This is a genomic window from Oceanihabitans sp. 2_MG-2023 (genome assembly GCF_030547245.1).
Lineage (GTDB): Bacteria > Bacteroidota > Bacteroidia > Flavobacteriales > Flavobacteriaceae > Oceanihabitans.
On sequence record NZ_JAUOQT010000005.1, the window covers coordinates 151,547 to 174,936 of the forward strand.

General features: G+C 30.1%; 21 protein-coding genes. 17 read left to right on the plus strand and 4 right to left on the minus strand.

What is annotated here, in order from left to right:
- The first annotated feature begins 2 nt into the window (after positions 1-2).
- The 14 genes from Q4512_RS12255 (at position 3) to Q4512_RS12320 (ending at position 16,307) form a co-directional block, all read left to right on the plus strand.
- Entirely contained in the window at positions 3-1,403 is a 1,401-nt protein-coding gene (locus Q4512_RS12255; protein WP_303425080.1) for an asparagine synthase-related protein, read from the plus strand.
- Positions 1,404-1,461: 58 nt separating this feature from the next.
- Positions 1,462-2,640 (plus strand): glycosyltransferase family 4 protein, encoded by a 1,179-nt coding sequence (locus Q4512_RS12260; RefSeq protein ID WP_303425083.1) that lies wholly within the window; start codon positions 1,462-1,464, stop codon positions 2,638-2,640.
- Positions 2,630-3,826, plus strand: coding sequence for a glycosyltransferase family 4 protein (locus Q4512_RS12265; RefSeq protein WP_303425085.1), 1,197 nt, complete (start codon positions 2,630-2,632; stop codon positions 3,824-3,826). Before Q4512_RS12260 ends, Q4512_RS12265 begins: the two co-directional genes overlap by 11 nt.
- A gap of 103 nt (positions 3,827-3,929) precedes the next feature.
- On the plus strand, positions 3,930-4,667 hold the full coding sequence (locus Q4512_RS12270; RefSeq protein ID WP_303425087.1) for a methyltransferase domain-containing protein: 738 nt from the start codon (positions 3,930-3,932) through the stop codon (positions 4,665-4,667).
- Between the two features lie 28 nt (positions 4,668-4,695).
- Positions 4,696-5,550, plus strand: a complete 855-nt coding sequence (locus tag Q4512_RS12275; protein WP_303425089.1) for a polysaccharide pyruvyl transferase family protein — start codon at positions 4,696-4,698, stop codon at positions 5,548-5,550.
- A 132-nt stretch (positions 5,551-5,682) separates the two neighbouring features.
- Positions 5,683-6,756 carry a glycosyltransferase family 4 protein gene (locus tag Q4512_RS12280; protein ID WP_303425091.1) on the plus strand — a complete coding sequence of 358 codons (1,074 nt, stop codon included), beginning with the start codon at positions 5,683-5,685 and terminating at the stop codon, positions 6,754-6,756.
- An 89-nt stretch (positions 6,757-6,845) separates the two neighbouring features.
- The gene (locus tag Q4512_RS12285; RefSeq protein WP_303425093.1) at positions 6,846-7,928 is read left to right on the plus strand and encodes a glycosyltransferase family 4 protein; all 1,083 of its coding nucleotides are present in this window, start codon (positions 6,846-6,848) and stop codon (positions 7,926-7,928) included.
- Between the two features lie 19 nt (positions 7,929-7,947).
- Entirely contained in the window at positions 7,948-9,273 is a 1,326-nt protein-coding gene (locus tag Q4512_RS12290) for a glycosyltransferase family 2 protein (RefSeq protein WP_303425096.1), read from the plus strand.
- The gene (locus Q4512_RS12295) at positions 9,273-10,376 is read left to right on the plus strand and encodes a glycosyltransferase family 4 protein (protein WP_303425099.1); all 1,104 of its coding nucleotides are present in this window, start codon (positions 9,273-9,275) and stop codon (positions 10,374-10,376) included. The genes Q4512_RS12290 and Q4512_RS12295 overlap by 1 nt, the downstream gene beginning before the upstream one ends.
- The gene (locus Q4512_RS12300) at positions 10,373-11,503 is read left to right on the plus strand and encodes a glycosyltransferase (RefSeq protein WP_303425101.1); all 1,131 of its coding nucleotides are present in this window, start codon (positions 10,373-10,375) and stop codon (positions 11,501-11,503) included. Before Q4512_RS12295 ends, Q4512_RS12300 begins: the two co-directional genes overlap by 4 nt.
- A 136-nt stretch (positions 11,504-11,639) precedes the next feature.
- Complete coding sequence (locus Q4512_RS12305) at positions 11,640-12,446, plus strand: transglutaminase-like domain-containing protein (protein WP_303425104.1); 807 nt, start codon at positions 11,640-11,642, stop codon at positions 12,444-12,446.
- A 184-nt stretch (positions 12,447-12,630) separates the two neighbouring features.
- Complete coding sequence (locus Q4512_RS12310) at positions 12,631-13,884, plus strand: O-antigen ligase (RefSeq protein WP_303425107.1); 1,254 nt, start codon at positions 12,631-12,633, stop codon at positions 13,882-13,884.
- Entirely contained in the window at positions 13,847-14,857 is a 1,011-nt protein-coding gene (locus tag Q4512_RS12315) for a glycosyltransferase family 4 protein (RefSeq protein ID WP_303425110.1), read from the plus strand. Before Q4512_RS12310 ends, Q4512_RS12315 begins: the two co-directional genes overlap by 38 nt.
- 55 nt (positions 14,858-14,912) lie before the next feature.
- On the plus strand, positions 14,913-16,307 hold the full coding sequence (locus Q4512_RS12320) for a sugar transferase (protein ID WP_303425113.1): 1,395 nt from the start codon (positions 14,913-14,915) through the stop codon (positions 16,305-16,307).
- Between the two features lie 58 nt (positions 16,308-16,365).
- Here Q4512_RS12320 and Q4512_RS12325 read toward each other — a convergent pair whose 3' ends face one another.
- The gene (locus Q4512_RS12325) at positions 16,366-17,526 is read right to left on the minus strand and encodes a DUF4105 domain-containing protein (protein WP_303425116.1); all 1,161 of its coding nucleotides are present in this window, start codon (positions 17,524-17,526) and stop codon (positions 16,366-16,368) included.
- Positions 17,527-17,533: 7 nt separating this feature from the next.
- Entirely contained in the window at positions 17,534-18,604 is a 1,071-nt protein-coding gene (locus Q4512_RS12330; RefSeq protein ID WP_303425119.1) for a PorV/PorQ family protein, read from the minus strand.
- A 123-nt stretch (positions 18,605-18,727) separates the two neighbouring features.
- Here Q4512_RS12330 and Q4512_RS12335 point away from each other — a divergent pair, with 123 nt between their 5' ends.
- Both Q4512_RS12335 and Q4512_RS12340 read left to right on the plus strand, forming a co-directional pair.
- Positions 18,728-19,477, plus strand: a complete 750-nt coding sequence (locus Q4512_RS12335; RefSeq protein WP_303425122.1) for a phosphatidylcholine/phosphatidylserine synthase — start codon at positions 18,728-18,730, stop codon at positions 19,475-19,477.
- Positions 19,478-19,480: 3 nt separating this feature from the next.
- Positions 19,481-20,305: a TerC family protein gene (locus tag Q4512_RS12340; protein WP_303425124.1), complete on the plus strand. Its 825-nt coding sequence runs from the start codon at positions 19,481-19,483 to the stop codon at positions 20,303-20,305.
- Here Q4512_RS12340 and Q4512_RS12345 read toward each other — a convergent pair.
- Both Q4512_RS12345 and Q4512_RS12350 read right to left on the minus strand, forming a co-directional pair.
- Positions 20,302-20,478 carry an Arc family DNA binding domain-containing protein gene (locus Q4512_RS12345; RefSeq protein ID WP_303425126.1) on the minus strand — a complete coding sequence of 59 codons (177 nt, stop codon included), beginning with the start codon at positions 20,476-20,478 and terminating at the stop codon, positions 20,302-20,304. The genes Q4512_RS12340 and Q4512_RS12345 overlap by 4 nt on opposite strands.
- 46 nt (positions 20,479-20,524) lie before the next feature.
- On the minus strand, positions 20,525-21,385 hold the full coding sequence (locus Q4512_RS12350) for an SPFH domain-containing protein (protein ID WP_303425128.1): 861 nt from the start codon (positions 21,383-21,385) through the stop codon (positions 20,525-20,527).
- A 199-nt stretch (positions 21,386-21,584) separates the two neighbouring features.
- On the opposite strand from Q4512_RS12350, the gene Q4512_RS12355 reads away from it, so the two are divergent.
- On the plus strand, positions 21,585-23,375 hold the full coding sequence (locus Q4512_RS12355) for a hypothetical protein (protein ID WP_303425130.1): 1,791 nt from the start codon (positions 21,585-21,587) through the stop codon (positions 23,373-23,375).
- The last annotated feature ends 15 nt before the right edge of the window (positions 23,376-23,390 follow it).

The window sequence follows — 23,390 nt, forward strand, 5'->3', positions numbered from 1 at the left end:
AAATGAAAATTACTACAGGTATTATTCCAATACAACAGCAGTTTGTAGGTACGCCTCAAGAATTAGACTATGAGGCTATTTGTGTATTTGTAGCAACTGGTTTTTTTTTAGATACAGATACCTACTATAAAGGGCTAAAAGTTTTAAAACCAGGAAGAAATTATTTGTTAGATGACGAAAAAACCAAAATACTTTCTGAAAAAGCCTATTTTAAATGGCATTACACTCCTAAAGAGCGTCCTTTAAAACAGATAGTAGCAGAATTTGCAGAAATTTTTGAAACTGTAATTAAAGAACAAACTGCAGGTAAAAAAGTTATTTTACCACTTTCGGGAGGATTAGATAGCAGAACTCAAGCTGTAGCTTTACAGCATTTAAATATTCCTGTACAATCTTATAGCTATGCTTTTACTGGCGGTCATGATGAAACAAAATATAGTAAGCGTATTGCCGAAGTTTGTGGTTTTTCATTTCAAGATTTTAAAGTTCCTAACGGCTATTTGTGGAATGTTATAGATGCTTTAGCTGAAATAAATAATTGTTATTCCGAGTTTACGCATCCACGTCAAATGGCATTTAAAGAAGATTATGCTGCAATGGGAGATGTTTTTTCTTTAGGACATTGGGGAGATGTGCTTTTTGATGATATGGCAGTCCACGATAATATGAACACAGAAGAACAAGTAAGTGTTTTGTTAAAAAAGATAGTAAAAAAAGACGGATTACTTTTAGCCGAAAGTATATGGGAATCACAAGGCTTTGCAGGAGATTTTATTACTTATTTTAAACAACGTATTACCAATTTATTAGTGGCTATAAATATTCCAAATAGTGCAAATGCGCAAATTAGGGCATTTAAAAGTTTGTATTGGGCACCTCGTTGGACAAGTGTGAATCTATCTGTTTTTCAATCTGAAAGACCAATAACACTTCCGTATTACGATGCACGTATTTGTAACTTCATTTGTAGTGTGCCTGAAAAATTTTTAGCAGGAAGACAAATTCAAATAGAATATATTAAACTTCGTTTACCAGCTTTAGCAAAAATAACTTGGCAAGCAAAACGTCCTTTTAATTTATATAATTACCAGTATAATAAAACCCCTTGGAATCTCCCATATCGAGTAATCAATAAATTACAACGTATAACCGCAGCTACACCTTATGTACAACGTAATTGGGAATTACAGTTTATTGGTATGCAAAATGATAAAGCATTACAAGGTTGGTTGTTTCAGGATTTTAAAGGAGAAGAATTTGTTAATCTAGATATTAGAAAACAATTTTATACATTGTTTAAAGAAACTGATGGGGTTTTTTATGCACATTCTGTAAGTATGTTATTAACGCTTGCTTTGTTTTTTAAACAGATACAACCAGTGCAAATACAACAAAAAGACTGAAAACACCTTGTAGCTCTAAAAGATTATTAACTTTAGATTTTAAACCAATTTTATTTTTTTGAAAAAAGCATTAAAAATAGCTGTGTATTCTGGAGATATCCCATCTACCACTTTTATAGAAAGGCTAATTAATGGTTTATCTAATGAGGTTTGTGAAATTTACCTTTTTGGTTTCCGAAAACGAAAAGTGTCTTATAATAAAAACGTATCTGTTTTTGCATATCGTAATACTAGAATAAGGAAAGCCATTTTTCTTTTAAAATACAGTTTTTTGTTATTCTTTTTTAAATCTAAGGAAAAACAAAAACTAGATCTAATTCTAAAAAAACAATCTAAAAATCTGCTTCTAGATAAAGTAAAAAGCTATCCAGTGTTATGGCATAAACCAGATGTTTTTCATTTACAATGGGCAAAAGGACTGGCAGATTGGGTTTGGGTTAAAGAGTTTGACATAAAACTAATATTAAGCTTACGAGGTGCACATATTAATTATTCGCCAATTGCCGATACAGCTTTAGCAGCAATGTATCGTGAAAATTTTCCCAAAGTAAATGCTTTTCATGCCGTCTCTAAAGCTATAGGATTAGAAGCTGAAAAATATGGAGCAGCTAAAGAAAAAATACAAGTAGTCTATAGCGGATTGCCAGAAGTTACTGTAGCTATTAAAAATAAAAAACCAAACGCAGTCTTTCAAATTATTTCAGTAGGAAGAGCGCATTGGAAAAAAGGATATACCTATGCTTTAGATGCTTGTAAAATACTAAAAGATAATAATGTAAAGTTTCATTATACTATAATTGGAGGGGCCAAGGATGTAGAATACGCATATCAATTGCACGATCTCGACCTACTAGACGTTGTCACTTTATTGGATAATGTAACCTATCCCAAAGTACAAAGCTTAATGCAAGATTCGGATTTGCTTTTATTACCAAGTGTAGAAGAAGGTATCGCAAATGTAGTTTTAGAAGCAATGCAGCATAAAACCTTAGTACTAACCACTAACTGTGGAGGTATGGACGAAGTAATTGTAGATGGCGTAAACGGTTTTATAGTACCTATTCGTGATTCCGAAGCAATTGCAAAAAAAATACAAGAGATACAAACTATAGACGAAGCGGAAAGAGAAGCCATTTGTAATAAAGCATTAGCTCATCTTGAAGAAAAACACCAAGAACAAAAAATGGTAAGCAGTATGCTAGCCTTATACCAAAGGATACAAAATAATGAAGCATAAAACAGAAAGCTTAACCATTGGTATTGTATTATCTACAGTGCCTAAATATTCGGAAACCTTTTTTAGAAATAAGATAAAAGGGTTGCAAGATCGTGGTTTTCGTGTCATTCTGTTTGTAGATTATGTACATGTAGATGATGCAGATTTTTCATGTAAAGTAGTTACTGGAAATAATTTTAATGGAAGCATTTTTAAAACAGTATGGTATAGTATTTTGGCCTTAATAACTGCGTTTTGTATGCATCCAAAGAGAAGTTTTACTTTATATGCATTAAATAAAAAAGACGGAATGTCTTTAAAAAAAAATATTAGAAGCGTTATACTTAATCAGTTCTTACTTAAAGAACAAATAGATTGGTTGCATTTTGGGTTTGGTATGTTGGCTGTAACGAGAGAAAATGTAGCAGCAGCCATGCGAGCAAAAATGGCAGTAAGTTTTAGAGGCTATGATTTGTATTTATCCCCTTTAAAGCATCCAGGTTGTTATGATGTGTTGTTTACTAAAGAAGTGCAATATCATGTGTTGTCGCAAGAAATGAAACAAGCATTAGAAAGTCTAAAAATCCCATCCAATAAAATACAAGTAATTACACCAGCAATCGATACGCAATTTTTTAAATCAAATAGTCAGATTCAAAAACAGGACTGTATTCAATTTGCAACTGTTGCTCGTTTACACTGGAAAAAAGGACTAGAATATACCTTAGAAGCTTTAGCGCTTTTAAAAAAAGAAGGACTAAACTTTCATTACACCATTATTGGTGCGGGAAGTGAAAAGGAAAGACTTGTTTTTGCAGCTCATCAATTAGGAATTCTTGAAACGCTTAGCTTTACTGGTAAAATGCCACAAACGGAAGTGAAAAAACAATTAGAAAAAGCAAGCATATACATACAGTATAGTATTCAGGAAGGATTTTGTAATGCGGTTTTAGAAGCACAAGCTCTAGGATTACTATGTGTGGTTTCTAATGCCGAAGGATTGGCCGAAAATGTTCTAGATGGTACAACAGGATGGGTAGTGCCAAAACGGAAGCCAGAGTTATTAGCTAGTAAATTGAAAAGTGTTATTAAGCTTGATGATATAGAAAAAACAACCATAAAAGAAAATGCTATTGCTAGAGTAAATAAGGAATTTGGATTAAAAAAACAACAGGAAGAATTTGTAGCTTTTTATACTTCGAACTAACAAACAAAAGCTTTATTTATTAGTGTAAAGATTATGGTTTTTTAATACATAATATCTATTATTGTAAAACAATTAAAATTAAAACACACTATCTTACAAAATTATGACGCAATATGAATTTATGCGATGGTTTACTTTTTCTATAATGCCTACGCATTTAGTAACGGTACGTAATAATTTAAAACAATTAGTAAAGCAACTTAAACCAGGTGTAAATACTCCTTCCGTTTTAGATGTTGGCGGACGTAAATCTCCATACACTATAAACTTGCCTGTAGCAATTACTTTGCTAGATGTACCTCAAGAAGAAGGAACTCGGGAAGCGCTTAATTTAGGATTTACGAAAGATATTTTAACCACGATACAAAAAAAACGTAGTAATATTAAAGATGTTATTATTGAAGATATGACAGCGTCTACTTTACCAGATGCATCTTATGATGCAGTAACTTGCATTGAAGTTATAGAACATGTAGAGGCGGATGACATTTTTGTAAAAAACATAGCCAAAGTTATAAAGACAGGAGGTTGGGCATATTTTACCACACCAAATGGCGATTATATTAAAAATGAAGGCCCTAATAAAAATCCAGATCATGTTAGACATTACAAAAGATTGGAGCTACAAACACTTTTAGAAAAATATTTTGATAAAGTAGATGTGCATTATGGTGTAAAAACCGGTAAATATAGAGTGCAAGGCTTAAAAAGTTATAGTTTAAAAAGACCAATACAAACCATGCGATCTATTTTTTCTAATATAATTAATAGGTTGCAATCTAAAGGAGTAAAAAACACTTCGGAAGAAACAGCACATTTAATTGCTATTGGGTATAAATAATTTATGATAAAGAATAAATTCTAAAGAAATGTTAAGAAAACATCTGAGTAATATATATGGATTTGTAAGGAATAAGTTTTTAGATATTAGGGATGGTTTAGATTGTCTTAACGCAAAAGTTCATAATAGAAAAATAGTGTATAGTTTATATGCAAGAGTGAATAATTTTGGAGACCAATTTAATAAAGACTTGCTAAGATACTTTGAGAGAGAGTTAATATATGTGAAATCAGCAGAAAAAAGCCAGGCCGTTTTTACTGGATCTATTTTAGGTAATTTTCCAGTTGAATACTCTGGATACATATTAGGAGCAGGATTTTTATTAGAAAGGTACAAAAGATTAAACAATAATTGGAATATTTTAATCCTTAGAGGGCCTTTAAGTGCTATGCAATGTGGAGAAAAAAATGCTTTATATGCAGACCCAGGAATTTTGGCATCCAATATATATAAAGAGAATGTAGCGAAACGTTATGACCTTGGTATAATCCCTAATGGTAGAGAGAAAGACATCGTTTTAAACTTGAAATTTGGTGAAAATGTATTACTGATTAACCCACATCGAAATGCTAAAGAGGTTATAAAAGATATAAAATCTTGTAAGTGTATCGCATCATCATCTTTGCATGGTTTAATTTTTGCAGATTCTTTTAGAATACCAAATATACACCTTTACTTTAGTGATAAAGTACTTGGAGGATATCATAAATTTATAGATTATTACTTGGGGATGGATACTGAACATCAAGTGGTTAAGTATAATCCGGTTATGTCATCAAAAGATATAATTGGTCATTGTAAATTACATTATACTCAAGAGTACCTTAGTAATAAACAGAAGGAAGTTATTCAAGTTTATAATCGTATTTTAGAAAAAATATAAAACTAAAAGGAAATGATTTTTGTAATATTGGTTTTCATTACAAAGATAACGCTTCTATTATATTTAGTTTTTTAAGGAAGAATTTACTGTTTATTGTATAGATAAAATGTATTAAAAGAAAAAAATAAACGATTGAAAATCCTATTATTTCATACTTATAATCAAGGCTATCTTTCTAGCTTTTTTCACGAGTTATCTGTAAAGTTAATTCAAGAAGGACATGAAGTGGTAAGTTTTTCATGGAAAGCTTCAGTAAGCGAGCAAATAATAGAAGGTGTAAAAGTAATTGTTAAAAGAAAAGAAGGATATTTAATTAATTATCGTAACGTCTATAATGTTATTAAAAAAGAAAGGCCAGAGGTTATAGTATCTAATTTTAGTTATGTAAATCCTGCATTATTATTCGGGAAAATTTTTAAAGTAAAAAAAAATATAGTCTGGTTTCATTCATTGAATAAGCAAATAAATTCTAGTGCAACGAAAATTTTTATTAAGAGACAGTTTTTAAAGCTAACAGATGCAGTTATAGCTAACTCTTATTTAACAAAAAAAGAACTTAATAAGTTGTATCATGTACCTGAATACAAAATTCAAGCAATACCATTTTGGACGACTATTTCTGAACAAAAAAAACAACCCTCTAGTATTTCTTTTTTTAAGGATGAAAATGTAATTAATATTGGTTGTCCTGGTAGAATAGCAATAGATAAAAACCAAAAGGTAATTCTTGAAGCGCTTTCTACACTAAAGCATACCTATAATAAATTTCATCTATACTTCGCAGGAGTAGGAGAAGGGCTTTCTGATCTAGAAAAACAAGTTGAAATATTAAATCTAACCAACGAAGTTACTTTTTTAAAACACTTATCAGCAAACGATATGTTACATTTTTATAAGTCACAAGACGTCGTTGTTTTACCAAGTTTACATGAAGCTTTTGGCTTGGTTTTTATCGAAGCTATTTCTTTAGGAACTCCAGTTATTGTTTCATCTCAATTTGGAGCATTATCTTTTGTAAATGATAATAATAAAATGTTTTCTAAGTTTGTTTTTAACCCGAATTCAGAAAAAGATCTTCAAGAAAAATTAAAACCATTTCTAGAAAAAAAAGGCTTAACTAAAGCCTTTTATAAAGCGCTTTATCAAGATAATTTTAATAAAGATTTGATTTTTAAAAAATTTCTAGAAAGCATTCAAATATCATAAAAAAATGAGTTTATACAATAAGTTTGGTGTTTTTCTACTATGTACATTTAATAACACGAATACCTATTTAAACCCTCTAAATATTTAATTTGAAAATTTTAATTCTATATACTTATAACCAAGGCTTGCTTTCTAATTTTTTTCAAGAACTTTCTGAAAAACTATACCATGATGGTTACGAGGTGATTAATTTTTATTTAAAGCATCGGGAAGATTACTTTCTTCAAAACGGTGTTCGTATTTATGGAGAAAAAAAACGCGGGTATTTTAAAAATTACTATCGCATTTATACGTTTATTAAAAAGGAGAAACCAGATGTTGTAATTTCTAACTTTAGCTATATTAATCCCGCTGTTTTAGCAGGACGCTTATTAGGTGTGAAATCTAATATTGCATGGTTTCATACTGCTTATGGGCATACAAAACCTAGTTTCATTAAAGTATATAATAAAACCTTGTACTTAAACATGGCTAATTTAGTACTAGCTAATTCTAAAAACCTGCAAAAGGAAATGCATACGGTTTATAAAGTGCCTAGAAATCGTACAAAACGTGTTCCTTTTTGGACTAATATCACTAATTATGAGCCTTGTACTAAGACGTTAAATAATTTACAAAAAACAGGAGCTTTTAAAATTGGCTGTCCTGGACGTTTAGTTTCAGATAAAAACCACCAAATAGTTATAGAAGCGGTAAATGCCTTAAAAACAAATAAACCTATAGAATTGTTTATTGCAGGAAATGGAGCTTATAAACAGGATTTAGAAACTTTGGTAGAAGACTTAAATTTAAAAAACCAAGTTATATTTTTAGGTAATTTATCGCTAACAGAAATGGTTGCCTTTTATAAAAGTATGGATGTTGTAGTACTACCCAGTTATCATGAAGCTTTTGGATTGGTATTTATTGAAGCTATTGCTTTGGGTACACCTGTTATTGTTTCTTCTAAATTTGGTGCTTTAGACTTTATTGATACCCAAGAATTTTTATTAGAAACCTTTACGTTTAATCCAAATTCCGTCTCCGAATTAATTAATCATTTACAAAGCTATATTAATAAGAATGGTATGCCTAGTAATTATTTTAAAGATTTATACACGAAAACTTTTGATAAAGAGTTAATTTACCAAACCATAAAAGACATTGTTACAAATCCAAAAACTTTAAATTAAAATACTTTTATTCGTTTATATGTTATTTTCATTTTTAAAATATTTACAACCAACGCATTATTTTCAGCTGTTTACAAAAACAAATGCTTCCGTATTTCCTGAGGTTAAAAGTTTACCAGAAAGTATTTTAAAGCAATTAACAGTAGATAAAACCTACCAATCTAAAATAGCACAAGATTATGATTTATCCTGGCAAGCAGTGCAAAAAGGATATATTGGTAAAGCTCCAACCTATTCTAATTTTGATAAAATAGCATTACAAGATAATTATCATTTTGTTCGTAAGTATTTTAATAAAGCTTGGGTTTTCTATATTTTACTACTGCGAATATTTTCGTTTTATAACCCTCTTAAAGAAGTCCGCGCTTGGTTAAAAACAAGTAAAGTAAATAGAGTTGCAATTGGTAATAGTCCTATTCTTTATACCGATTGGAACTCCTTTGATTCCATGTTAATTAAAGAAAACCCTAAAGTAAGCGTAGTTATACCAACCTTGAATCGTTACGAATATTTAAAGGATGTTTTAAAAGATTTAGAACAACAAGAATACACTAATTTTGAAGTGATTGTTGTAGATCAATCGGAACCCTTTAAAGCCGATTTTTATGCCGATTATACATTAGATATAAACCTTGTAAAACAAGAAGAAAAAGCACTTTGGTTAGCCAGAAATACAGCAATTAAAAATGCTACAGGAACACTCATTGCTTTATCGGAAGATGATGTACGTATAAAACCAGATTGGATTTCAAGTCATTTAAAATGTTTAGATTTTTTTAAAGCTGAAGTTTCTGCAGGAGTTTTTTACCCCGAAGGCAAACAAATTCCTAAAGAGAGAGCTTTTTTTGCAATAGCCTCACAATTTGCAACCGGAAATGCCATGCTATATAAAAGCGTTTTTGAAACGGTAGGCTTATTTGATAGGCAGTTTGAAAAACAACGTATGGGAGATGGTGAGTTTGGTATGCGAGTGTATTTACAAGATATAAAAAGTGTGTCTAATCCAATAGCATCTTGTATTGATGTAAAAGCAGGAACAGGAGGATTACGCGAAATGGGAAGTTGGGATGCCTTTAGACCTTCTAATTTTTTTGCACCAAGACCAATTCCAAGTGTATTGTATTTTTTTAGACGTTATTTTGGTGAAAAAGCATCTAGATTAGCCATGTTGCGTATGGTGCCATTATCTATTTTTCCGTATCAATTCAAAAAAAACAAACCCCTATTATTATTGGGCGTTTTTTTAACCATATTAATTCTTCCAATTGTATTTTATCAAGTTTTTAAATCTTGGCGTTTGGCAAGTAAAAAAATAAAAGAAGGACCATTAATTGAAACATTATAATGCCTTCAGAAAAAAAACATATACTAATTGTTACCTCCGAATTCCCTCCACAACCTGGCGGAATTGGTAATCATGCATTGCATCTAGCAAGTTGTTTAAGTAAAGAGAATTATAGGGTTCAAGTTATTGCAGATCAGCGTTCTTTAACAGGAGAAGACGAAATGCTATTTGATACGATATTGCCTTTTACTGTTGTTCGAATTAAACGATCTAGATATCGCTATAAAATGTATATGCAACGTATTATTGCCACCAATAAAAGTTTTAAAAATGCATCACATGTAATCGCAACAGGGAAGTTTTCGTTGTGGAATGTTGCTTTTATTAGTCTGTTTAAAAAACGAAAAACACTAGCTGTAATTCATGGTAGTGAGGTTAATTTTAAATCCTTTATATTAAAAAAATCCATTGATGCTTCTTTAAAAAAATTTGATAAAATAATTGCAGTATCCAAGTATACAAAAGGTTTAATTTCGTATCTCCATAAAGATGTTGTGGTCATACCTAATGGTATTCAACTAGAAAATTGGAATGTAGAAAACCTTCCTGAAATAGTTTTGCAAGGAAACCCAGTTTTTACTACAGTTGGTAGAGTGAGTACTAGAAAAGGCCAATTGCAAGTAATTAAACAATTACCTATGCTTTTAAAAAAATATCCAACGTTGCATTATCATTGTGTTGGTATTCCTTCGGAAGCTTCCGATTTTAAGGAAAAAGCAAAAGCCTTAGAAGTAGAAAAACATATTACTTTTCATGGTAGTGTTAGCGATACTATTTTAAAACAAGTACTTTTAAAAACCGATGTGTTTGTTATGTTAAGTACCGAAAGTAAAACAGGAGACGTTGAAGGCTTTGGTATTGCTATTTTAGAAGCAAATGCGTTGGGTATTCCAGCAATTGGATCCGTAAATTGTGGTATCGAAGACGCTATAAAACCTAATGTTTCTGGGATTTTAATAGATGGGAGCAATGCAGAGCAGTTTTTGCAAGCTATAGCTACAATATTAAATTCTAAAGCAAGTTTTTCTGCTGAAGCAAGAGAATGGGCAATACAACACGATTGGTCTAATGTTATACAACAATATATAGCTCTATTAAGATGAAAACTCTAACTATTATTTCGCATACAGAGCATTATAAAAAACCGGATGGAACTATTGTTGGTTTAGGTTCTACAGTAACAGAAATTAATAATTTAATTACAGTTTTTGATGCGGTAATACATGTTGCTATGCTACATCAAGTAGCTGCGCCACCAAGCGCCTTGCCATATACATCCAGTAAAATTTCATTCGAAGCATTACCAGCAGTAGGAGGACAAAAACTTGTCGATAAGCTGGCAATTATATCTTCAGCTCCCAAAACAATTCGTATAATAAAAAAAGCAATTAATAAAACCGATTGTTTTCAATTTAGAGCACCAACAGGAATAGGAGTATTTGTAATTCCGTATTTGATGCTTTTTAGTTCTAAAAAAGGCTGGTTTAAATATGCCGGAAACTGGAAGCAAGAACAAGCGCCATTAGCATATAGCTTTCAGCGTTGGTTATTAAAAAATCAAAAAAGAAAAGTTACCATAAATGGAAGCTGGCCAAACCAACCCAAACAATGCCTCACTTTTGAAAATCCATGCTTAACGGAAGGGGAGGTTGCCCAAGGAAAAAGTATCATTTCAACTAAAGTATTTTCTCAAAAAGATATAACATTTTGTTTTGTAGGAAGACTAGAAAAAGAAAAAGGAGTTGGTTTGTTAATTGAAGCATTTAAAAAATTAACAAAAGAGGAAAAATTAAAAATTAATGCTATTCATATAGTTGGAGACGGAAAAGCAAAACAGAAATATATAGATAGCACCAAAAATAGTGGTTTGCCATTTGTATTTCATGGGTTTCTATCTCGTAAAGATGTGCATGAAATATATAAAACATCGCATGCTATAATATTGCCATCTGCATCCGAAGGGTTTCCAAAAGTGATTGCAGAAGCTATGAATTTTGGGTGCTTACCAATAGTATCTAACGTGTCCTCTATTGGGCATTATGTGAAATCGGAAATTAATGGGTTTTTATTGGATGCTATTACCGAAGAGGCACTTGTTTTTGAAATACATAAGATATTACAATTAAGTCCTTCGGTATTTGTTAAAATGATCCAGATGCAAAGTGAAACACAAAAAAAGTTTACATATTCGTATTATAATCATAGAATTGTTAATCTGTTAAAGTATTGAAAAAGAAGCGTATAGTGCAGTGTGTTTATAATTACAATATATTTTAGTACGTTATACTTGGTTAATTTATAAAACATTAGGCTTAACAAAAAAAAAATTTTACATTTATCGCAAGCTATATAATTAATTTATCTGAATGATTTTAAAAAAAGTGTCTTGGTTCTTTAAACGACACCATTTTCTATATATAACACGCTTTAAGCTACTTTCAAAAAACGCAAGTCTTACAGGAATAGAGAATTGCTCCTATAATCAATACAATCTAATAAAAGATATTCCTAATAGCTTTAAAGAAGTAAATACAATTGTTTTTAATGCTAAAAAGGCAACTACAGATTTTGAATTAGTAAAACAATTAAGTATTTGGTTACAAAACAATATTAAAGGAGGCCCTGGACTGAGTGAACCATCGGACACAGCCTTACAAATTATGCTAGCAGGAAAAGGAGGTGTTTGTAGTGATATGGCTCAAATTTTTAATAATTTTTGTGTAGTTAACGATATTAAAGTTCGAGAATGGGGAACTACAAGAGCTCCTTTTAATAAAGAATTTGGTGGGCATTCTTTTAATGAGATTTATAGTCGAGAATGGAATAAATGGATACTTATAGATGTATATAATAGCTTGTTGTTTTATAATCTGGAGAAAAAACCTTTGTCTGTAATAGAACTCTTTCAATTAATACGAACAAATAAGGAAGTTAAATTTGAAACTTTTAATCCTTTAAAACCAATAGAATTAGCGAGTGTAAAAAGAAATTATTTAGAAACTAACACGATTCCTTTTTTAATTTGTAATTATTCTAATAAAACCTATGATACTTATTTAAGGTTTTTTCGACCATACCTTCCGGTTTTTATTATCCACTTTATATTATTTCTTTTTCGAAAAAGTTACCATTATCGCTTTCCTATAGATAATTATAAGAAAATGTTTTCTTGAATTATTATTTTAAAGCTATTTAGTTAGCAATTGGATTGGATATCTTATTTTTACCTCAATAATTAAAATAATTTAAAATAATTTTTTGAAGACTAATATTACATATGTTTCTGTTATTGTAATGCATATATTCATTGGAATAATAATATATTTAAATGAGTCTTTGGCAAAGCTATATTTCTTTATGGCTTTATTTTATTTTTTGCATCAAATAATTACAGCTCCTAATCATTTAAAAACTTTTGAAATTCTTAAAGCTTGTGCTTATTTCGTTGGAGCTGAGATTTTATTGCGTATGACAAAGGGTTCCATTTCTTATGAAGCTGGAAAATACCTCGTTATTGTACTCATGATTATGGGGATGTTTTATAAAGGTTTATCTGGAAAAGGGTACCCCTATTTTATATATTTAATGTTTTTAGTACCATCTATATTTGTTGCTTCTACCACTTTGAGTTTTGATGCGAATTTTAGAACTAATATTGCCTTTGTGTTGAGTGGTCCTGTATGTTTAGGGATTGCTGCGCTTTATTGTTATGATAAGAAAGTAAATATAAGACAGCTTCATAAAATATTATTATTTATGGTATTGCCTATAATTGCGAATACGGCATATATTTTTGTTTATAATCCAAGTGTTAGAGACGTTTTGTCAGGCACAGGTTCTAATCGTTCGGCATCTGGAGGTTGGGGAGCAAACCAGGTTTCTACAATTTTGGGATTAGGTATGTTTATTATGGCAATTCGTTTATTTACAAAATCACCATCTTTAGGGTTGAAAATTTTGAATTTAGCAATTTTTTCCGCTATTTCTTTTCGTGCAATTGTGACTTTTAGTCGTGGAGGAGTAATTACTGCCGTAATTGCTATATTAGCCTTTTTAGGAATGTATTATCTAAAAGTATCTAAAAAAAGGAAAAGTGAAATTATAAAAATTAGTTTACTATTCTTGTTTACCATTGTAGCAACTTGGGTAATAAGTTCTTCACAAACCGATGGTTATGTAGACTTGAGATACGCAAATAAAGATCATTTAGGACGTGAAAAAAGTGATGTAACAACAGGTCGAGGACAGTTGTTTGAAGAAGAATTAGCTGGTTTTTTATCGAATCCATTTTTTGGTATTGGTTCTAGTAGAGCAAAAGACCAACGTATTGAAATTGATGGACAAGGGGTTACCTCGCATAGTGAAACTAGTAGATTGCTGGCAGAGCATGGTATGTTTGGTGTTATCATTTTACTAATACTACTATTTAAGCCTCTAGAGTTTCGATCAAGGAATAAAAAAAGTTATTTTTTCTATGCCTTTTTATGTTTTTGGTTTGCAACGATTAATCATTCTTCTATGCGAATTGCTGCACCAGCTTTTATTTATGCACTAGCTTTATTAAATGTGACTTATGAAAAAAATCCTTTACATAGGAAACAACTTAAATAACAAGAAATCTAATACTTCTTCTATACAAGTATTAGGAACTTTATTAGAAACGGAAGGATTCGAAATGCATTATGCTTCTTCTAAAAATAATAAAGTTTTAAGATTATTCGATATGGTTTGGAACTGTATAACCATGTCTAAAAAAATAGATTATGTACTTATAGATACCTATAGTACTACTAATTTTTATTATGCATTAGTTGTAAGTCAGTTGTGTAGCCTTCTAAAACTTAAATATATACCAATACTACATGGTGGTAATTTGCCAGATCGATTAAAACAAAGCCCGAAGCTATCGAAAATGATATTTCACAATGCTCACAAAAATGTTTCTCCTTCTTTATATTTATTAGAAACCTTTAAAAATAACGGTTATCTAAATGTGGATTTTATTCCTAATGCAATAGAAATGGATAGTTATACATTTAAAGAACGAAACTTTAAAAACATAAACCTACTTTGGGTACGATCTTTTTCTAAAATATATAATCCCAAATTAGCTGTTAAAGTTTTAAAAGGGTTACAGGTAGAAGGCTTCCATGCTACACTTTGTATGGTAGGCCCAGATAGTGATGGTAGTTTGTTAGAAGTTATGCAACTAGCTAAAAGTTTGCACGTAGATGTTACTTTTACAGGTAAATTAACTAAGGAAGCTTGGATTACGCTTTCTAAAGATTTTAATATATTTATTAATACTACAAATTTTGATAATATGCCAGTTAGTGTTATAGAGGCAATGGCATTAGGTTTGCCAGTAATTTCCACAAATGTTGGCGGGTTACCTTTTTTAATAGCAAATAATATAGATGGAGTATTAGTAGCTAAGGACCATGAAGAAGGCTTTGTAAAAGCTGTAAAAAGTATAGTTAATAATCCTGAAAAAACAAAAATAATGACTAATAAAGCCAGAGAAAAAGTGATAGCGTTTGACTGGGAATTAGTAAAAACAAAATGGTTTCAAGTACTTGAGTAAAAACTTGTAATATTATCTTAACTTATTATCTTTACATTAACACTTTTAAAAATATATGGCAAAAAAAAAAGACATCCATTTTGATATTTCTGAAAGAAAAATACTACTACGTATTTTTGATCTTGTCTTTATTTTTGTTTCTCTTTATGGTGTAGGTCATTTTTTTGAATTTGATTATTTTTATATTGATAATAATAATTGGGCTTGGATTATAATATTAGCCTTGTATATCAGCGTTTTTGGAACAGTATTCGAATTATACGATCTACAAAAAGCAAGTAAGCCAGATTCTGTACTTGCTAATATTGTATTAACCGTATCTGTTACCGTTTTATTTTATTTGTTAACGCCTTATTTTACTCCTTTTTTACCAGAGAATAGGTTGCAGATTTTTTATTTTTATTTAGCCATTACTTTAGCTTTAGTTGTTTGGCGGTTAGCATATATTAATTTTATTACCTCTCCAAGATTTTATAAAAAAGCCCTCATTGTTGGTGAGGTTTCTAATATTCAACCAATAATAGATGCTTTTAAGGGTTCGGATCCTAATTATAAAATAGTTGGATTTATTAATTGTGAAGATAGAAACTATGATGCCATTAAGATTAATGGTATTGAAGAATTTCAGCCAAATCAAATGCATGCAATTATAGCTAAAGAAAATATTTCAGAAATTGTAGTAGCTAGTTATAACTCGGAAACTATAACTTCAGACATATATCACGATTTAATAACGCTTCTAGAAAGAGGTTTTCCTATTAAAGAATACACACAAGTATACGAAGACATGACGTATCGAGTACCTGTTCAATTTGTAGGTAAAGATTTTTATAAATATTTTCCTTTTAGTCGAAGTAATCAAAATAAACTCTACCTATTCTTTCATCGTTTTTTTGATATGTTTTTCTCTATTATAGGAATTTTAATAGGTGCAGTTATTCTGCCTTTTATTTTACTTGGAAATATAGTAGCTAATAGAGGCTCTTTATTTTACACACAAGAGCGTGTAGGTAAAAATGGTAAAACCTTCAATATTATTAAGTTTCGTACCATGATAAAAAATGCAGAAACTAATGGCGCTGTTTGGGCTACTAAAAATGATTCTAGAATAACTTTTTTTGGTAAGTTTTTACGGAAATCTAGGCTGGATGAGATACCGCAGTTTATAAATATTCTTAAAGGGGAAATGAGTCTAATTGGCCCTAGACCCGAAAGACCTTATTTTGTAGAGGAGTTGTCGCAAGTCATTCCTTTTTACGAAACTAGACATATTGTTAAACCTGGACTTACTGGTTGGGCACAGGTAAAAGTTAGATATGGCTCTAGTGTGGATGATAGCTTACTAAAGCTGCAATATGACTTATATTATATAAAACACAGAAGTTTCTTTTTAGACGCAAATATTATTATTAAGACTTTGAGTACCATGATTTTTTTTAGAGGTCAGTAGTAGTTTAAATTACAAATTGCCCGAAAAAAACTAAACTTAAAAAGGAAACTTAAATTGGTTATTTTGTTTTTGTATAACAATGCACTAGGTATAAATACCTAATCACTAATGCAATAAGAAGTGGTAATAGAGCAAAAGCAAATCTTTGCACGCCCATTATCCAATGAAATACCAATAAACACATAAGAATAATTAACAGTTTAATGTATTTTACTAACCAAACTTTTGGTTGTGTTTTTAGTACTTGATTAACTAAAAAAAGATTTATAGCAAAAGCCCAAAGTAGATTGTAATTGTTAGCAGTTGCAGTATGATCTGTAGCAAACCATAGTAATAGAATAAAAACACCAATTATTCCAGTAACTAAAAAGATACTAAAGTCTAACCACTTGCTTCTTTTTCCCGTTTTATAGTTTTTAAAGGTAATCCAAAGTATAAAAGCACCCAACAAACCAAGAATAAAAATGGGGCTATTAAAATAGTTTTGCTGTTGTTTGGTTTGGGTTTTATTGTATAAAGTTTGTAGCTTTTTTACTAATTTATTATTTGTACTTTTTAAAGTAGCGTTTTCGAAAAAACGATGTATATATTTAGGTAAAAACATATACTCATAAGGAGTTGCTTGTTTATCTATTATCGACCCTAAAGCGATGTCTATACCAAGGCTACCCCAAGAATTCCAATATAAATTTTCCTGTATTAAATCTCTAAAGGTTTTTTCTTTTAAATCTTCAGGAGTGTTAAAAACTATATTATTATTTGTAATTTCTTCAGCAATATCTCTAATTTTTGTTGCGCAATTATCGTAAAAGAAATCGTATAAATAATCTTTGTTTTGTGGTAATGCATTGGTTTCTAGAAAAGCATGTATGTCTTGTTTTTCTTTTGTTGTTAAATCTAAAACTTGCTCTCTAATGGTTCTATTCTGACTTGTGTAAAAATCGAGAACAGGATATGTTTTACTAACTCCTTGAGAATATAATAGTTTTCCTCTAGCAAAATTTAAGTAAAAATTGGGGTCGTTAAACGGAAACCTTCCGTAGTCGTAAACTACATCACTAAATGGTGTTTTTACTCGTATACCATTGTGTCCAAAAGCATCGTTTAAAGAAGTTCCTGGCCCTATGGTTAAAATACTAATTTCGGTTTTTTGGTAAGTGTCTTGCGCTTGTGTAAATACAAAGGAGAAAAAGAATAAAAGGAATAATAATCTTTTCATTACTAAATTATCTAAAGATACCTAAATCCATTTTTAGTGAAAAGACGTTAGAATAAAGAGCAACACTTTGGTCTCCAATGTCTGTAAATGCATAATCTACTTGAATGCCTTTGTATTTAAAGCCTAGACCAATACTTGGTTGAAAGCTAGTTTTTTCAGAATTATCTAATTGTAATTCATTTTGAAAATTACCAACACCACCTCTTAAGTAAATCATGTCTATATATCCAACTTCAAAACCAAAGGAAGGACTAATACTTGCTACAGAAGTCGAAATAATGTCATTGTTTTCTTCAAATCGAATATTTAAATCTAACTCTGTAAGTATAGAAAAATCGTAACGATAGATGAATTTTTTAGCAATACCAAACTGTAATTTAGGTATGGTAAGCTCTGTGGTTTCCGGTAATTCTTGATTTTGCCCTTCGACAGCATCTTGTACTTTAGCAAACTCATCCTCATCAATAGCCCAAGCATTAAATGTCGTTGTAATGTCTCTAGCCATTAGTCCGAATTTCCACTCATTTTTAGTTTCAAATTGCACAGCAGCATCTAAACCAAATCCCCAAGAATTAGCAAAATCTCCAATAACACGTCGTATTACCTTTGCGTTAATACCATAATTAAAACCAGGAATAGGTAGTTTTCTAGAATAAGAAAATGTTACACCATAATCTGCAGTAGAAAATAAGCTAACTCTATCGTAGTTTATATTTCCATCGTCGTCAATTAATTGTGTTGTATTTAAAATGTCATCTACAGCAAAACGTATTAATGAAACACCAATAGCACTGTTATTATCTAAAGGCATTGCAAAAGCAGCATAATCATAGCTTGCAATGTTTGCAAAGTAGCTAGAGTGCATTAAAGCGAGTTGTTTGTCTTCAATATTAACTAGTCCGGCAGGATTCCAGTAGCCAGAGTTTACATCATTAGAGTAAGCTGTTACTGCATTACTCATTCCTAAAGCTGCCGCATCCACTCCAATATTCATAAATTCATTAGAATATTTTCTAACTGTTTGCGCCGAAATAGAGACACAAAAAGTTAATAGTAGTATTGTTAGTGTTTTTTTCAAGAATAATTTTTTTACAAATATGCCATTATTTTTCAACATATTAAACTTGAAAAAGCAATAGATATTGTACTATTTTTGTTTTAGACGAAAATAGTTTGCTATTTTTACAGCTTATAAGAAATTATGCAACTTAAAAGCTACATTCCAAACTTTATCACTTTACTGAATTTATTCTGTGGAAGCATTGCTGTAATTTTAGCCGTAAATAATTTATTTTTGGCATCTGTTATCTTTGTTTTTTTAGGAATTTTCTTTGATTTCTTTGACGGTTTTTTTGCTAGAAAACTACAAGTGCAAAGTGCATTAGGAATCCAGTTAGATTCGCTAGCAGATATGGTTACAAGTGGTTTAGTTCCTGGTATAATAATGTTTAAATTATTGTCTTTATCTGCAGATGGGCCAAGTATTAATGTGTCTTCTTGGAGTACATTTATGCAATGGGAAGGATTTAAACTTAATCCTATTGCATTATTGGGTTTGTGTATCACATTAGCTTCTGCTTACAGATTGGCCGTTTTTAATTTAGACGAAGAGCAACAAAGCTACTTTAAAGGCTTGCCAACGCCAGCAAATACATTACTAATTGTTTCTTTACCTCTTATCTTAGAATTTCAAAATAGTGACGCTATGAATTCTATTATTTTAAATAAATGGTTTTTATTAGCGGTGACTTTTTTAAGCTGTTACCTATTAAATAGTAATATTAAACTATTTGCATTAAAGTTTAAAAACTATGGTTTTAAAGACAATGCTATTCGCTATACCTTTATTTTATTAAGCCTAGTAATATTGGTCGTGTTGCAATTTGCAGCAATTCCTTTAATTATCTTAATCTACATTATATTATCTCTATTAAACACTAAAAATATTTAATCCATGGCAGGAATTATTTTCACTCTTTTAATGCTAATTATGCTACAAGCAGTATTAGGATTTGATAACCTTTTATATATTTCTTTAGAATCTAAAAAAGCGCCAGAATCGGAGCAAAAACGGGTTAGAAAAGTAGGAATACTTATCGCTATCGTTTTGCGTATTGTTTTGTTATTTGTATTAGTTTCAATTATTGACTTCTTTCAAGAACCTTTTTCTTTTTTAACAGGTGAAATAAAAGATATTATAAAGTTTGCCTTTAACGGCCATAGTATAATTGTATTGGCTGGAGGTGCATTTATTATTTATACTGCAATTAAAGAAATTTGGCACATGATTTCTACAACAGGATTAGAGGTTTCAGAAATGGCAACAGGAAAAAGTACCAAGTCAGCTAATGCAGTTGTAACAAGTATTGTAATTATGAATCTGGTTTTTTCTTTTGATTCTATTTTAGCAGCAATAGGTTTAACTAGTGAAATAGAGAGTAGTACTACTGCATTTATTGTAATGGCAATAGCTATAGTTATAAGTGGTTTATTGATGCTTTTTATGGCAGATAAAATTTCTACCTTTTTATCTAAAAATAGAATGTACGAAGTACTAGGTCTTTTTATTTTATTTATTGTAGGAATTATGCTAATTACCGAAGGAGGACATTTGGCGCATTTAAAACTTTTTGGAAATGAAATTGTACCAATGAGTAAAACAACGTTCTATTTTGTTCTAGCTATTCTTATTATAGTAGATGTTGTTCAAGGAAGATATCAAAAAAGATTAACTGCAGAAAAAGCTTTACAAGAAGCTAAGAAAGCAAAAGATCTTTAATCTTTTGCATCTGTATTTCTTTTTTTAGGATTTCTCTTTGCCTTTTTTAGGCTTTCATTAAGCATCCATTCAATTTGACCATTAGTGCTGCGGAATTCATCCGCAGCCCATTTTTCAATTGCTTTGATCATATCTTCATTGATTCGTAATGCAAAAGCCTTTTTCTTAGCCATTTAAATTTTTAATTTTCTTTTTTGATTTTTTTTGTAAAGGTATTGATTATTGGTTTAATGTACCTGTGTTTAAAACAGGAGATGCATCTTTATCACCACAAAGTATTACCATAAGGTTACTAACCATTGCTGCTTTTCGTTCATCATCTAGATCTACAATATTCTTTTTTCCTAGCTCATCTAGCGCCATTTCTACCATGCTTACTGCACCTTCTACAATTTTATGTCTAGCAGCAACTATTGCTGTTGCTTGTTGTCTTTTAAGCATGGCACTAGCAATTTCTTGTGCATAGGCTAAATAACCTATTCTTGCTTCTAATACTTCAATTCCAGCAATAGATAAACGCTCTTCAATTTCTTTTTCAAGAGCTTCACTAACTTCGTTTACACTAGAACGTAAGGTGATGTCTTCTACATGACCTTCGTCTGCAAAATTATCATACGGATACATGCTGGCTAGTTTTCTAACAGCAGCATCTGTTTGTACTCTTACAAAGTTCTCGTAATTATCTACATCAAAAGATGCTTTGTAGGTATTTGTTACGCGCCAAACTAGAATGGTGCTAATCATTACAGGGTTTCCTAGTTTGTCGTTCACTTTTAAACGCTCACTATCAAAGTTGCTAGCTCTTAAAGAGATGGTCTTTTTATTATATAACGGATTTACCCAAAATAAACCGTTAGACTTTATACTACCTATATATTTTCCGAATAGTAATAAAACTCTGGAGTTATTAGGGTTTACAAGTGTAAAACCTTTAAATAGTATAATAGCAATTATTAATAATAAAGCATATTCAGGATTCTCTTTTGCAAAAGTTAAGTAAATGCTAGCTATAATTAAAGCAATGGTTATTGCTAAAATGAAATAGCCATTAATTGGTTTGATTATTTTTTCTTGATTCATAGGATTGAATTTAAAATGATATTATTTTGATATCATAAAGATATATAAAATTTTGATATAAATAATATAAAAAAAAGAAAAGTTAAAATTAAAAGGTATTTGTGTAACAAGAAGTAACTTCGGGCAAATCATTATGTTTTTTATATTAGCACGATGAAGAAGTTGAACCTATCACAGAAATTTTAAAATGGTATAGCTTATGATAGAAGTATTATTTGAAAAAAAATCAGCTGGTTTTAAAACGTTCCTATTTCTATTATTTATTGTTACATTTTATTCCTTTAGCCAAGAAAATGTTATTAATGCAAAGGTGGAAGTAGATAAGTTTGGAAATTTATTTGTTAATAATACAATTTCAAATTTAGACAAACAAAAAGACACAATAATAGTTCATAGTAGAATATTACTACATAAAGATCAAGCGTCTTTAATAGGAAGCATTAAGCTAGGTAAGGTTGTATATAAACAATACTTACCTAGAGCTAATGATTTTAGTTTTTCTGTAAATCTTTTAAAAGAAAAAACCGATAGTTATAGAATGACTAAAGATTTCTTTTTGGCTTCAATAAGTTATTTAGGAACTTTAAAACAAGATTTTGGTAAAAAAAGGAAATTTAATATAGAAGCTAAACTGCCAGAAAAATTTCCTTTAATTTATCCTAATATAGAAGATTTGGAAAGAGCTTATTTATATCCACCACCAATTATAGCTGGTGATTTTTATAATACTACAATAAATGGGTTTGATGTATATAATTTGAATGCCTTAAAAAAAAGTAAGGAAAAAGTAAAAGATATTATTGAGGTAATAAACGATGCTTATCGTTTTTATTTGCAAACATATCCAGAGCGAAATAGTAAACCAAAAATAATATTTGTGCCTTTTATAAGTAAAACGCTTTTAGGAAAAACCTTGGATAATGTTATTCTTTTAAATTCTAAAATGTTAAAAGATACAGCAAGGCTAGAAATACGTTTACTAGCACATGAGGTTGCGCATTTGTTTTGGGGCGTTAGTGGTTTGCGTTTTAAAGAGTCGGTTTTAACAGAAGGAATTGCCGAATATATGTCTTTAAAATATCTAGATTTTAAAAAAGAAAAAAAAGAATTAAAAAGTCTACTAAATAAAAAAGGCTATAGAAGTGAAGGCTTTAGAGAAGCTAGTTTAGTTTCAAAAAAAATAAAATCGGAAGATAGAAGTGTAATTAGTTATAGCTTTTCAACGCTTTTATTTTTATACAATGAAAAAGAGAATAATAATTTATATACGGTTTTGTCTCAGTTTTATAAAGAAAAATCGTCAAGCAATACTACTATTTCTTTAAATGAACTTCAAGAGTTTTTAGAAGGAAAGGAGTTGCCTTTGATAGCTTCAAATGTGCTTCCTGATTTTTTTATTACGGAAACAGAAAATAATTTAATTATTAACGGATTCACTATAAATAATACGAAAGTAGAAGTTGTAAAAGCGCTTACTAATGGTACAGAAGAAAAGCATTCTCTATCTTTTACTTATAAGAATGACACCTACACTTTTCCTAAAACTAACCTAGAAAAAATAACTATAGATCCAGATTATAAAGTTTTACAATTTTCAAGATTAAATGATGTTTGGCATAAAAATGAAACTTCTTATTCTAGTAAAAATAGATACTTTAATATAGAGGATGTTAATCCTAAGGTATTAACAATTTCAGATCAATTATTAAGCTACTTAGAGACAAAAGACAACTTAATTTTAAACGATTTGACTTGTGAAGCTAATGTTTGGTTAGCAGATAGTTATAAAAAATTAAAGGATGAAATCTACAAAGATGTAGAAGGTGATATTATAATTACAGGAGCTTCCACGTATTATAATAAAGGATCAAAAAGTATGACCATTAAAATGGTTTATTATACGAAGTCCTCCAATACCTCTCAACTTGTTTATTTACGACTTTATTTAGACGAAACGTTGCATTATGTTCAGAAGCTAAAAAAGTATTAAACTAACTTGTTTGAT